This window comes from Qaidamihabitans albus (assembly GCF_016464705.1).
In the GTDB taxonomy this organism is placed as follows: Bacteria; Actinomycetota; Actinomycetes; order Mycobacteriales; family Pseudonocardiaceae; genus Qaidamihabitans; species Qaidamihabitans albus.
In genome coordinates this window covers 498,972-511,396 of record NZ_JAEHOB010000001.1, presented here as the reverse complement: position 1 = coordinate 511,396, position 12,425 = coordinate 498,972, and the positions used below count along the sequence as shown (strand labels likewise).

10 protein-coding genes are annotated in these 12,425 nt (G+C 70.5%); 7 read left to right on the top strand and 3 right to left on the bottom strand.

What is annotated here, in order from left to right; genetic code table 11:
- Positions 1-2 precede the first annotated feature (2 nt).
- A complete protein-coding gene (locus JAP66_RS02525) occupies positions 3-794 on the bottom strand; it encodes a hypothetical protein (protein ID WP_199429810.1) in 792 nt (263 codons plus the stop codon).
- Between the two features lie 321 nt (positions 795-1,115).
- Between JAP66_RS02525 and JAP66_RS02520 the strand changes: the two genes are divergently transcribed.
- The 4 genes from JAP66_RS02520 (at position 1,116) to JAP66_RS02505 (ending at position 6,335) form a co-directional block, all read left to right on the top strand.
- Positions 1,116-1,598 (top strand): NADH-quinone oxidoreductase subunit NuoE family protein, encoded by a 483-nt coding sequence (locus JAP66_RS02520; protein ID WP_199429809.1) that lies wholly within the window; start codon positions 1,116-1,118, stop codon positions 1,596-1,598.
- 145 nt (positions 1,599-1,743) lie between these two features.
- Positions 1,744-3,279: a formate dehydrogenase beta subunit gene (locus tag JAP66_RS02515; RefSeq protein WP_199429807.1), complete on the top strand. Its 1,536-nt coding sequence runs from the start codon at positions 1,744-1,746 to the stop codon at positions 3,277-3,279.
- Between the two features lie 13 nt (positions 3,280-3,292).
- Positions 3,293-6,103, top strand: a complete 2,811-nt coding sequence (fdhF, locus tag JAP66_RS02510; RefSeq protein WP_199429805.1) for a formate dehydrogenase subunit alpha — start codon at positions 3,293-3,295, stop codon at positions 6,101-6,103.
- A gap of 4 nt (positions 6,104-6,107) precedes the next feature.
- Positions 6,108-6,335 carry a formate dehydrogenase subunit delta gene (locus JAP66_RS02505; protein WP_199429803.1) on the top strand — a complete coding sequence of 76 codons (228 nt, stop codon included), beginning with the start codon at positions 6,108-6,110 and terminating at the stop codon, positions 6,333-6,335.
- A gap of 94 nt (positions 6,336-6,429) precedes the next feature.
- On the opposite strand, the gene JAP66_RS02500 is transcribed toward JAP66_RS02505, so the two are convergent.
- A complete protein-coding gene (locus JAP66_RS02500) occupies positions 6,430-6,894 on the bottom strand; it encodes a nitroreductase family deazaflavin-dependent oxidoreductase (RefSeq protein ID WP_199429801.1) in 465 nt (154 codons plus the stop codon).
- 125 nt (positions 6,895-7,019) lie between these two features.
- Between JAP66_RS02500 and JAP66_RS02495 the strand changes: the two genes are divergently transcribed.
- Complete coding sequence (locus JAP66_RS02495; RefSeq protein ID WP_199429799.1) at positions 7,020-7,712, top strand: TetR/AcrR family transcriptional regulator; 693 nt, start codon at positions 7,020-7,022, stop codon at positions 7,710-7,712.
- A 61-nt stretch (positions 7,713-7,773) separates the two neighbouring features.
- Positions 7,774-8,208, top strand: a complete 435-nt coding sequence (locus JAP66_RS02490; protein WP_199429798.1) for an OsmC family peroxiredoxin — start codon at positions 7,774-7,776, stop codon at positions 8,206-8,208.
- A 52-nt stretch (positions 8,209-8,260) separates the two neighbouring features.
- Here JAP66_RS02490 and JAP66_RS02485 read toward each other — a convergent pair whose 3' ends face one another.
- Positions 8,261-9,418 carry a beta-ketoacyl synthase N-terminal-like domain-containing protein gene (locus JAP66_RS02485; protein WP_199429796.1) on the bottom strand — a complete coding sequence of 386 codons (1,158 nt, stop codon included), beginning with the start codon at positions 9,416-9,418 and terminating at the stop codon, positions 8,261-8,263.
- 204 nt (positions 9,419-9,622) lie between these two features.
- On the opposite strand from JAP66_RS02485, the gene JAP66_RS02480 reads away from it, so the two are divergent.
- On the top strand, positions 9,623-12,397 hold the full coding sequence (locus JAP66_RS02480) for a sensor domain-containing protein (protein WP_199429794.1): 2,775 nt from the start codon (positions 9,623-9,625) through the stop codon (positions 12,395-12,397).
- The last annotated feature ends 28 nt before the right edge of the window (positions 12,398-12,425 follow it).

The following is a 12,425-nucleotide window of genomic DNA, read 5'->3' as shown; positions in this document are numbered from 1 at the left end:
GTTCAGGAGGAGGGGTTCAGCTCGGCCACGGCGCGTTCGGCCCTTTCGACCTCGTCGGCCGCCGCGTCGAGCGCCTTGCGCGCCGCCTCGGTGCGCCTGCGGGCCTTGGCCTCCTCGCGTTCGGCGGCGCGCAGTTCAGCACCGGCGTCGTCCCGTGCCGAACGGGCCTCGGCCAGCGCCGCCCTGGCCTGCTTGAGCTCCTCGCGCCTGCGCCGGGCGATCTCGGCCCTGTCGTCCTTGCTCTTGCCGTCCTTCTTCTTGCCGTTCGCGCTCTTGCCGTCCTTACCGCCTGCCGCCGGTTTCCTCGGCGGCCCGACCGCCATCCAGTCGCCCGAGAAGCCGGTATCCGGCCGCAGCGCCGAGGTGAGCCTGCCTTCGGCCACCGCGCGCCCGGCCTCCGGATCCGCCAGCGCGGCTTCGAGTGTCTCGGAGACCTCCCGGGTCACCGACTCGCTCACCTTCGTGCCGGAGAGCTCGACGGCCTGCTCGGTGAGCGCCCGGACGAGTTCGTGGCGCTGCCGCGACAGCGCGCGCAGCCGCTCACCGGCCAGCTCGGCATGCGCCTCGCGCAGCGCGTCCCCGACCTCACCGAGCCGGCCCACCTCGTCCGGCCGGGCCCGCGCGAGGCCGTTGACCAGCGCGGCGGCGCTCGTCGGTTTGCGCAGGCCACCGATCCGCTTGGCCAGCTCCTTGTCGCCCGCCGCACGAGCGGCCGCGGCCCGCTCGTCGCGCACCGCCGTGAACTCGTCGCGGTCCACGCCGTACAGCTCGTCGGCGACCGACTCGAAATCCATACCGCCAGCCAAACACAACCAGGGTGATCGTGGGCACGAGCGCTGGTCACCGCTCGTGAGTGCGGAGGCGAGTTCTAACTCGTGTAGCCACTCACGAGTCGCAACCAGCCGCACTAGGCGAGGCGCGCGGTCCTGACAGTGCGACCCTGCCGAAAGTACCCTTGTTGTCCCCGTCACCGCACGAGTACCATAGTCGGTGTATACGGTATACAGCTATGGTGGGGGTGCCCGCCCAGCACCGGGCAGTCAGATCGCCCGGCGCGCAGAGGGCCCGTCCACGCGATCGTGGTCGCGCGATGACCGCGAGAGGAAGGAGGCCGTATGGCGATCGACAGCGCCGGGGCCCCGGTCGCGGAGCGGGTACGCGCCGTGGTCGAGGCGCACAGGGACGAGCGGGGGGCGCTGCTGCCCATCCTGCACGCCATCCAGGCCGAGTTCGGCTACATCGATCCCGAGGTCGTGCCGCTGCTGGCCGCGGAGCTCAACATGTCCCGCGCCGACGTGCACGGCGTCATCACGTTCTACTCGGACTTCCGTTCCGAGCCCGCGGGTGCGGCCACGGTACGGCTGTGCCGCGCGGAGGCCTGCCAGTCGGTCGGCGCCGAGAAGCTGGTGGCCGACGCCGAGCAGGTGTTCGGGGTCAAGCCCGGCCAGACCACGCCGGACCGCTCGGTGACGCTCGATCAGGTGTTCTGCCTCGGCAACTGCGCGCTGGGCCCCGCCGGTCAGATCAACGGCCGGATGTACGGGCGGCTCGACCGGAGCAGGCTGATCGAGATCCTGGCGGACACGGAGGCGTCGTGAGCGAAACTTGCGAAGCCCCCGCTCACGAACGCCGACCGGGCGCGGGTGCCCCGCAGAACACGGAGGCGTCGTGAGCGAAACTTGCGAAGCCCCCGCTCACGAACGCCGACCGGGCGCGGGTGCCCCGCAGAACACAGGAGACCACATGATCACGGTGTACGTGCCGCGCGACTCGGCGGCGACCTCGGTCGGCGCCGACGCGGTGGCGGCGGCGATCCAGCGGGAGGCCGCGGACGCCGGGGAGCAGATCCGGCTGGTGCGCAACGGCTCGCGCGGCATGCTATGGCTCGAACCCTTCGTCGAGGTGGAGACCGGCGAGGGCAGGGTGGGCTACGGCCCGGTGACCGCGGGCGCGGTGCCCGAACTGGTCGCCGCCGGCCTGTTCGAAGGCGCGGACCACCCGCTGCGGCAAGGAGTGGTCGACGAGCTGCCGTGGATGCGCGACCAGCAGCGGCTGTGCTTCGCCAGGGTCGGGGTCATCGACCCGCTCTCGCCCGAGGACTACGTGGCGGGCGGCGGCATGGCCGGTCTGCGCAAGGCGCTCGAGGCCACACCGGCCGAGGTGGTCGCCGAGGTGACCGAGTCCGGGCTGCGCGGCCGCGGCGGCGCGGGCTTCCCGGCGGGCATCAAGTGGGAGACGGTGCTGGACACGCCGGGCGAGCTGAAGTTCGTGTGCTGCAACGCCGACGAGGGCGACAGCGGCACGTTCGCCGACCGGATGCTCATGGAGGGCGACCCGTTCTGCCTCATCGAGGGCATGACGATCGCCGCGCACTCGGTCGGCGCCCGCGAGGGCTACATCTACATCCGTTCGGAGTACCCGGACGCCGTGAACACGATGCGCCGTGCCATCGACATCGCCTACGCGCAGGGCTGGCTCGGCGAGGACGTGCTCGGCTCGGGCCTGCATTTCGACCTGTTCGTGCGGGTAGGCGCGGGCGCGTACATCTGCGGCGAGGAGACCTCCATGCTGGAGAGCCTGGAGGGCAAGCGGGGGATGGTGCGCGCCAAGCCGCCGATTCCCGCGATCACCGGGCTGTTCGGCAAGCCGACCGTCGTCAACAACGTGCTGACACTGGCCAGCGTTCCGGCGATCCTCGCCGACGGCGGCAAGGCCTACGCCGCGCTCGGTGTCGAGCGTTCGCGCGGCACCCAGGTGTTCCAGCTGGCAGGCAACATCGCGCGCGGCGGAGTGTTCGAGACCGCGTTCGGCATCCCGTTGGGCAAGCTCGTCAACGACTACGGCGGCGGCACGCTGACCGGCAGGCCGGTCCGCGCCGTGCAGGTCGGCGGGCCGCTCGGCTCGTACCTGCCCGCCTCGCAGCTCGACCTGCCGATGGACTACGAGGCGTTCGCCGAGGCGGAGGCGATGGTCGGGCACGGCGGCATCGTGGTCTTCGACGACACGGTGGACATGGCGGCGATGGCCCGCTTCGCGATGGAGTTCTGCGCGGAGGAGTCCTGCGGCAAGTGCACGCCGTGCCGGGTCGGCGCCACGCGCGGGGTCGAGGTGATCGACCGGATCGTCGGCGGCGAGGACGCCGACGGGAACCTGTCCCTGCTGAACGATCTTTGCGAGCTGATGACCGACGGGTCGCTGTGCGCGATGGGCGGTCTGACTCCCAACCCCGTCCGCAGCGCGATCGACCACTTCCCGGAGGACTTCACTCCGACGCCGTGAGGAGGCGAAACGAATGAGCTTGCTGAAGGAACCAGACCTCGGTACCCCGGCCAAGCCCGGCCCGGCGACGGTGTCGGTCGAGATCGACGGTATGCCGGTGCAGGTGCCCGAGGGCACCTCCGTCATGCGCGCGGCCGCGCTGAGCGGGACCGAGATCCCGAAGCTGTGCGCCACCGACAGCCTGGAGGCGTTCGGCTCGTGCCGGCTGTGCCTGGTCGAGGTGGACGGCCGAAAGGGCACCCCGGCCTCGTGCACCACACCGGTGGCCGAGGGCATGAAGGTACGCACCCAGACGCCGCGGCTGGAGAAGCTGCGGCAGGGCGTGATGGAGCTCTACATCTCCGACCACCCGCTCGACTGCCTCACCTGCTCCGCCAACGGTGACTGCGAGCTGCAGGACATGTCCGGTGTGGTCGGGCTTCGCCAGGTGCGCTACGGCTACGAGGGCGAGAACCACCTCGACCTGGAGAAGGACACCAGCAACCCGTACTTCGACTTCGAGCCGTCCAAGTGCATCGCCTGCTCCCGCTGCGTGCGGGCGTGCGGCGAGGTGCAGGGCACGTTCGCGCTGACCATCGAGGGCCGCGGGTTCGACTCGAAGGTCTCGCCGAGCGCCGACGAGCTGTTCATGGACTCCGAGTGCGTGTCGTGCGGCGCGTGCGTGCAGGCGTGCCCGACGGCGACGCTGCAGGAGAAGTCCGTGGTGGAGCTGGGCATGCCGAACCGCAGCGTGCTCACCACGTGCGCGTACTGCGGCGTCGGCTGCTCGTTCAAGGCCGAGCTGCGCGGTGACGAGCTCGTGCGCATGGTGCCGTACAAGGACGGCGGCGCGAACGAGGGCCACTCCTGCGTCAAGGGACGGTTCGCGTTCGGCTACGCCACGCACCCCGACCGCAAGCTCAGCCCGATGGTCCGCGAGAAGATCACCGACGAGTGGCGTGAGGTCGACTGGGACACCGCGATCGGCTACGTGGCCGAGAAGATGCGGGACATCCAGGCCGAGCACGGCGTCGGCTCGATCGGCGGCATCACCTCCTCCCGCTGCACCAACGAAGAGGTGTACGTGGTGCAGAAGATGGTGCGGGCGGCGTTCGGCAACAACAATGTGGACACCTGCGCGCGGGTGTGCCACTCGCCGACGGGCTACGGGCTGAAGCAGACGTTCGGCACCTCCGCCGGTACGCAGGACTTCAAGTCGGTGGCCCAGTCCGACGTGATCGTGGTGATCGGCGCCAACCCGACCGACGGCCACCCGGTGTTCGCCTCCCGGATGAAGCGCAGGCTGCGAGAGGGCGCGAAGCTCGTCGTCATCGACCCGCGCAGGATCGACCTGGTCCGCTCGCCCTACATCGAGGCGCAGCACCATCTTCAGCTCGCGCCGGGCACGAACGTCGCCGTCGTGAACGCGATGGCGCACGTGGTGGTCACCGAGGGGCTCGTCGACCGCTCGTTCGTCACCGAGCGGTGCGAGGAGTTCGACGAGTGGGCGGAGTTCATCGCCCGGCCGGAGAACAGCCCGGAGGCGGTCGAGCCGATCACCGGTGTGCGGGCCGAGGAACTGCGCGCGGCGGCGCGGCTCTACGCGACCGGTGGCAACGCGGCGATCTACTACGGCCTCGGCGTCACCGAGCACAGCCAGGGCTCGACGATGGTGATGGGCATGGCGAACCTCGCGATGGCCACCGGCAACATCGGCCGCGAGGGCGTCGGGGTGAACCCGCTGCGCGGGCAGAACAACGTGCAGGGCTCGTGTGACATGGGTTCGTTCCCGCACGAGCTGGCCGGCTACCGGCACGTGTCCGACGACGCCGTGCGCGAGGTGTTCGAGAAGCTGTGGGAGCGCCCGATCCTGCCGGAGCCGGGGCTGCGGATCCCGAACATGTTCGACGCCGCCGCCGACGGCACGTTCCGGGGGCTGTTCGTGCAGGGCGAGGACATCGCGCAGTCCGACCCGAACACCCAGCACGTCAACGCGGCCCTCGAAGCACTCGACCTGCTCGTGGTGCAGGACCTGTTCCTCAACGAGACGGCCAAGTTCGCGCACGTGTTCCTGCCGGGCACCTCGTTCCTGGAGAAGGACGGCACGTTCACCAACGCCGAGCGCCGGATCAACCGGGTGCGGCCGGTGATGGCGACCAAGACGGGCAAGGACGAGTGGCAGGTGGCGTGCGACATCGCGCAGGCCATGGGCTACGACATGTCGTACTCGCACTCACGCGAGATCATGGACGAGATCGCGGCGGTCACGCCCACCTTCGCCGGGGTGTCGTTCGAGAAGCTGGACAAGCTGGGCAGCGTGCAATGGCCGTGCAACGACAAGGCCCCGGAGGGCACGCCGACCATGCACGTGGACGCGTTCGTCCGCGGCAAGGGCCGGTTCGTGCAGACGCCGTTCGTGGCGACTCAGGAACGCAGCACGCGCAAGTACCCGCTGATCCTCACCACCGGCCGCATCCTCAGCCAGTACAACGTGGGCGCGCAGACCCGGCGCACGGCGAACGTCGCCTGGCACCAGGAGGACGTGCTGGAGATCCACCCGCACGATGCCGAGGTGCGCGGCATCGAGAGCGGCGACGAGGTCACCATGTCCAGCCGGGTCGGCACCACGTCACTGCGAGCGGTGCTCGCCGACCGGATGCCGGTGGGGGTCGTCTACACGACGTTCCACCATCCGGTGACCGGCGCCAACGTGGTGACCACCGAGAACTCCGACTGGGCGACGAACTGCCCGGAGTACAAGGTGACGGCGGTGCAGGTGGGCCTGAAGCGCTCGGGGGACTCCGCGGGCGCGGCGCAGGACGAACAGCCGGCGTTGGTGGACTGAGCCGATGAGTACCACCACATCGCCACAGATCCGGATGGCCAACGACATCGCCGTGCAGTTCCGCCACCAGCCGCCGGAGCGGGCGGCGGAGGCGATCTGCACCCACATCCGGATGTTCTGGGACCCGCGGATGAAGGCGGAGCTGCTCCGCCTCATGGACAGCGAGGGCGAGGACCTCGACCCGCTGGCGCTGGCGGCCGCGCGGCTGCTCCGCGACGGTCACCTCTCGTGAGTGCGCACGCGAGTTAGAACACTGTCACGCACTCACGACCGAGACCTGCGGAGATGGGTCGCCGGCACCGCGTCCACCGCGGTGCCGGCGGCCGTCACGGCTTGCCGTGGGCGGCGACGACGCGGAAGACGGGGAACCCGGGAGCCGCGCGGCGCAGGTCCTCCTCCGGCGAGTCGGCCTTGAGGTTCTCGAAGAACATGCTGACCTCCCATGCCCAGCGCTTCAGGTAGGCCCGCAGCAGTGGCGGCTTGTCCTCGTCGGGCAGCTCCACCGCGGTGAAGCGCTCCACCCTCCGGCCCACCCGCAGCTTGCCCTCCCCGGCGGCGCGCAGGTTGCGCACCCACTGGGTGTGGCCTCTCGGCGCGACGAGGTACCGCTCGCCCTCGAACACCAGTAGGTTCACCGGAGTCGTACGCCACTCGCCCGTCTTGCGGCCTCGGACGTAGAGCACCCGGCTGCCCATGATGCTGACCCCGAGATTGGTCAGCCCCTGGACCGAGGCGTGGAAGAGGTTGGACGACTTCTTCGGCTTGAGGTAGCGGGGCTGTTCGTCGGCCATGTCATCTCCTGATCTTGGGAGAGCACTGTTCTCGATTCAGCTCAGTGAACACCAGATCGGCGCTCACGGTCAAGATCGGTGCTCTCTAAATTGTGCGGTGCTCTCTTCGCTGGCACACTGAGCGCATGTCAGCCCCCCGCACCGCCCGCGCACGCGCCAGGGCCGAGCTCACGGTCGCGATCAAGGACGAGGCCCGCAGACAGCTCACCGAGACGGGAGCGCACGGCCTGTCCCTGCGCGCCGTCGCCAGGGAGCTGGGCATGGTGTCCTCGGCGCTGTACCGCTACTTTCCCAGCCGCGACGAACTGCTGACGGCACTGATCATCGACGCCTACAACGCGCTGGGCGCGGCGGCCGAGCGCGCCGTGGCCCGGGAGATCGATGCCTGCGAGCAGTGGCGCCGGGGCTGCCACGCCGTGCGCGACTGGGCGCGTGCGCACCCGCACGAGTACTCGCTGATCTACGGTTCGCCGATACCCGGCTACCGTGCGCCGCAGGACACGATCGCGCCCGCGGGCAGGGCACCGGCCGCGCTCGTCGGCGCGCTGCGCACCGGCTGGGCCACCGGCGGGCTGCGGCCGCCGCCCTCCACCGCACACATCTCCGACGAGTTGCGCGAGCAGGCGGCCGTGCTCGTGCGGCTGTTCGCGCCGGAGGTGCCCGTCCCCATCGTGCTGCGCGCGCTCATCGCGCTGACCCAGCTGTTCGGAACGATCAGCTTCGAGCTGAACGGGCAGTTCGTCGGCACGGTCGATCCGGCCGACGAGTTCTTCGGCCACGCCGTGGAGGAGATGATGTTCTTCGTCGGGCTGCGGTGAGCCCGAAACCCTATGGTCGGAGATACCGACAAGCCGCAAACAGCCGAAACGAGGAGCGAACATGGCAAGTCGCAACGCCACGACTCACTGGACCGGCGGTCTCAACTCCGGCAAGGGGTCCGTCACGCTCGACTCTTCCAACACGGGGCAGTTCGACGTCTCCTTCCCGCGGCGCATCGGCAACCCGGAGGGCCAGACGAGCCCCGAGGAGTTGATCGCCGCGGCGCAGACCTCGTGCCTGGCGATGAACCTCTCCGGCGTGCTCGAGAAGCAGAACCTCACACCGAGGACGATCGACGTCAGCGCGGAGGTCACCGTGGGTCCGGTGGACGGCGGGCTGGAGATCAGCGAGATCGCCATCACCCTGCGCGCCGACGTCGAGGGCGTGGACGAGGACACCTTCCAGCGGCTCGCGCGCACCGCCAAGGACACCTGCCCGGTCAGCAAGGCCCTGGCCGGCACCACGATCACGCTCGACGCGGCGCTGGCCGGCTGACCGGGTGCCGGTGACCGGCGCCTGAGCGCGGGCGCCGGTCACCGGGTCCGGGTCAGGCCGGCCCCAGCACGACCGCCGAGTTGTGCCCACCCATCCCGAGCGACGACTTCACCGTGAGACCGCCGTCGATGGGAACCTCGCCGTGCAGCAGTTGCGGGTGCGCCGGGGCCACGGCCGGTGGCGCGTGCACGACGCCGCGGTCGTACCCGATCGCGGCCACCGCCAGCTCGACCGCCGAGGCCGCGGCCTGGCAGTGCCCGGTGAGCGGCTTCACCGAGTAGATCCCGGCATCGGCGGGGAAGAGCTCCTCCAGGATCCGGGCCTCCGCCTCGTCGCACTGCTTGGTTCCGGGGCCGTGCGCGTTGACGTAGCGGACCTCGCCCGCCCGCACCCCGGCGTTGTCCAGCGCCTCGGTGAAGCAGCGCCGCACCTGCCGCAGCGAGGGGTCGATCGACGTCAGGTGGTGGGCGTCGTGCGACATCGCACCACCGTGCACGGCGGTGTACGGCCGCGGCGCGGAGTTCGAGAGCACGAAGCCGACCGAAGCCTCACCCATGATGAAGCCGCGGCTGCCCTCCTGGAACGGACGGCAGCCCTCCAGCGGCTCCGCGTCCACCACCGAGACGCCGAGCCGGGTGAAGTGCGAGACGTTCTCCGGCGTCAGGGACAGGTCGGTTGCCACAAGGACCACGTCGTCGACGATGCCCGCGTCCAGCCACGCCTTCGCGGTGAGCAGCCCCGCGTTGCCCGAGGCACACATCGCGGACACGTTCATCGCGGGCCCGTGGAAGCCGTACTCCTGCATGAACAGCGACATCGGGGTGGACGGCATCAGTGAGAGGTAGTCGCGCACCCGCAGCGTGCCGTTCTCCTTGAGGTAGAAGTCCTTCCACAGGTCCACCTCGCCGAGCACGACCGCGTGCAGCAGGCCGACCCGCTCCCCCGCGACCCAGCCGCGGGCCCTGGCGTCGTCGATCGCCTCCCGTGCCGCGGCCCGCATCGCCCGGGCGAAGCGGCCCCGGCCGTCGGCCGGGTCGCCGCCCTCCGGAACGGTCGCCAGCCACACCGTCTCGGTCCCGTCCTCGCCGTAGCCGCCCGTCAACGTGGCCGCCGGCTTCGCCGCCGCGAGCCCGTCCCACAGTTTCTCCCGGCCCCAGCCGTAGCCGGTGACCGCGCCGATGCCACAGATTCCCATTCCTTGCGAGGCCATGCTCGCCCTCACTTTCCGTTCGGATTCCCAGACCGGCGGCCGGACGACGCCGTCCATTCGGAAAGGCCGCCTACTGTGATGACGATTAATCGACGCACCTGGGATGCCAGAGTGGTGAACTCGAGTCTGATTTCTCCCGGTTCGCCCAGCGGCCATCTCGTGCTGTAATCGAAATCCACACACCACCACGCGGATGGACGCAACATGGAGGCGCACGACTACAGCGAGCTGCCCCTCGGTAAGCGGCTCCGGCCCGAGCTCGCCGTGGACCTGGCGCTCTCGGTCGACTCGGCGGTCCTGTGGTGTGTCGACCTCGACAGCCGCTCCGTTACCTGGACCCCGGGCCTCGCGGCGGTGCTCGGCGTCCCCGAACATCCCGAGCGGGACGTGCGCGAGGGGCTCCTCCGGCTGATCGAGCCCCTGCTCACAGCAGCGCGAACGGCGCGAGTGTGGCAGGATTTCGACCTTGAACAGTGTCACGAGACGCCAGAAGGCGGTACGCGATGGATCCGGTTTCGCGCCCGCAGTTTCGGCGGCGACGACGCCGGCGGCCTGCTAGGGATCGCCGCAGACGTGACTGAGCGACACGGCGACCGGCAGGCACTCGCCGACCTCGCCGACCGGTACCGGCTCCTGGTCGAACTCAGCCCCGACGCCATCTGCGTCCACGAGAACGGCAGGGTGGTCTACGCCAACCCGGCGGCCGTCCGGTTCTCCGCGGCCCGGTCGGAGGCCGAGATGCTGGGCAGGCCGATCACCGACTTCGTCGATCCGTACTCGGTGCCGGACATGCTGCATCGGATCGACGCGCTCACCACGCCCGGCTCGACCTCGGAGCCCACCGAGGTGATGCTCAAGCGCCTCGACGGCGACACGATGGTCGTCGAGTCCGTCTCGGTGCGCACCACCTGGGAAGGACGCCCGGCGTTCCAGGTGATCATGCGCGACATCACCACGCAGAAGCAGGCCGAGGCCGCGCTGCACTACCAGGCGGCACTCGTCTCGCACGTCAGCGACGCGATCATCGCCACCACTGCGGACGGCGTGGTGACCAGCTGGAACCCCGCCGCCGAGGCCGTGTACGGCCATGCCGCCGCGGCGGCGGTCGGCCGCAAGGTCGAGGACCTCGTCGGCGCGCCGCTCGATCCGGAACGGATCCTGCGCACGGGCGGCGTCGTCGCGGCCACCCACCGCCGGGCGAACGGCACCGCCCTCGCGATCCGGGTGTCGGCGTCGGCGATGAACTCCGGTTACGTCCTCGTGTGCTCGGACGAGACCGCGCGGCGCCAGGCGGAGCAGCGGTTCAGCACCGTCGTCGCCGCGCTCGACGAGGGCGTGGTCGTGGTCGGCGCCGGCGGGCTCGTCGAGTCGGCCAACCCCGCCGCCGCGCGCATCCTCGGCCTGCCGCGACACCGGATGATCGGCAAGCCGACGGCGATGTTCCCGCTCTACGACGAGGCGGGGGAGCCGATCGCCGAATCGGAGTACCCGTCGGCGCGGACCCGGCGCACCGGCCTGCCGTGCAACGGGTACGTGCTGCGCGCGCAGCGCCCGGACGGCCGCGACGTCTGGTTGTCACTGAGCTGCCGTCCGCTCGATCCCGGCGCGCGGCCGCCCGCCGCAGTCGTCACGTCGTTCACCGACATCACCGAGCGCCGGGCGATCGGGGAGCGGCTCGAACACGACGCCACGCACGATCCGCTCACCGGGCTGGCCAACCGCACGCTCGTGCTGGAACGGCTGACAGCGGCGTTGGGGGCCGCGGACCGCACGGCGACCGCCTGCGTCCTGTTCATCGACCTGGACAAGTTCAAGGTCATCAACGACTCCCTCGGCCACAGCGTCGGCGACCAGGTGCTGCGGATCGCGGCCGAACGGCTGTACGGCAACGTGCGCCGCCGGGATGTCGTCGGCAGGCTCGGTGGGGACGAGTTCGCGGTGGTGACGCTCGATGTCGCGGAATCAGGCGAGATCGCGGCGCTGATCGAGCACCTCCGCAACGCCCTCACCGAGCCGATCACCGTCGAGGGCAGGCACCTGCACATCGACGCGAGCATCGGCGTCGTCACGGCCGAACCCGGTGACGAGCGCACGGCCGAGGACCTGATCCGCGACGCCGACGTGGCGATGTACGAGGCGAAGACCCGCGGCCGGGGACGCTACGAGTTCTTCGACGTGGAGCTGCGCGAGCGCGTGCAGCGGCAACTGCGGCTGGAGCAGGACCTGCGCGACGCGGTCGGGAACGGCCAGCTGTGGCTGGCCTACCAGCCCATCGTGGATCTCGACACCGGCGATCCGGTCGCCGTGGAGGCGCTGCTGCGCTGGACGCACCCCGTGCACGGCGCGATCTCGCCGAGCGAGTTCATCCCGCTCGCGGAGGAGAGCGACCTGATCAACCTCATCGGCGACCACATGCTGCGGACGGCGACGCGGGAGGTCGCCGCCAGGCGCAGGCAGCACGGTCTGCGGACGCAGCTCACCGTGAACCTGTCCGCGCGCCAGCTCGACAACGCCGCACTGGTGCCCGCCGTGCACGACGCGCTGCGTGCGGCCGGGCTGCCGCCGGAGGCGCTGTGCCTGGAGATCACCGAAAGCGCGCTGATGCGCGAACCCGCCGCGGCCGCCGAGGTGCTCACGGCGTTGCGCGGGCTCGGTGTGCGGCTGGCCATCGACGACTTCGGCACCGGCTACTCGTCGCTGGCGCAGCTGCGGAAGCTGCCGCTGGACACGCTGAAGGCGGACCAGTCGTTCGTGGCAGGGCTCGGCGAGCCGCGCGAGCAGTCGAAAGACGCCGAGGCGATCATCGCGAGCATCGTGGCGATGGCGCACGCGGTCGGGCTCACCGTCATCGCGGAAGGTGCGGAGAGCGCGCACCAGGCCGAGACCCTGCGGCGGCTGGAGTGTGACCAGGCGCAGGGTTACCACTTCGGCAAGCCGGCCGCCGCCGAGCACGTCTTCCCGCACCTGCCCCGCCAGTGACACCGTGTCCGCGCCCTGCGCACACGTG

Excerpts from the sequence above, each read along its gene's own strand:
- JAP66_RS02520 (WP_199429809.1), top strand. The coding sequence starts at position 1,116 with ATGGCGATCGACAGCGCCGGGGCCCCGGTCGCGGAGCGGGTACGCGCC.
- fdhF (WP_199429805.1), top strand. The coding sequence starts at position 3,293 with ATGAGCTTGCTGAAGGAACCAGACCTCGGTACCCCGGCCAAGCCCGGC.
- JAP66_RS02480 (WP_199429794.1), top strand. The coding sequence starts at position 9,623 with ATGGAGGCGCACGACTACAGCGAGCTGCCCCTCGGTAAGCGGCTCCGG.
- JAP66_RS02495 (WP_199429799.1), top strand. The coding sequence starts at position 7,020 with ATGTCAGCCCCCCGCACCGCCCGCGCACGCGCCAGGGCCGAGCTCACG.
- JAP66_RS02525 (WP_199429810.1), bottom strand. The coding sequence starts at position 794 with ATGGATTTCGAGTCGGTCGCCGACGAGCTGTACGGCGTGGACCGCGAC.
- JAP66_RS02500 (WP_199429801.1), bottom strand. The coding sequence starts at position 6,894 with ATGGCCGACGAACAGCCCCGCTACCTCAAGCCGAAGAAGTCGTCCAAC.
- JAP66_RS02485 (WP_199429796.1), bottom strand. The coding sequence starts at position 9,418 with ATGGCCTCGCAAGGAATGGGAATCTGTGGCATCGGCGCGGTCACCGGC.
- JAP66_RS02490 (WP_199429798.1), top strand. The coding sequence starts at position 7,774 with ATGGCAAGTCGCAACGCCACGACTCACTGGACCGGCGGTCTCAACTCC.
- JAP66_RS02515 (WP_199429807.1), top strand. The coding sequence starts at position 1,744 with ATGATCACGGTGTACGTGCCGCGCGACTCGGCGGCGACCTCGGTCGGC.
- JAP66_RS02505 (WP_199429803.1), top strand. The coding sequence starts at position 6,108 with ATGAGTACCACCACATCGCCACAGATCCGGATGGCCAACGACATCGCC.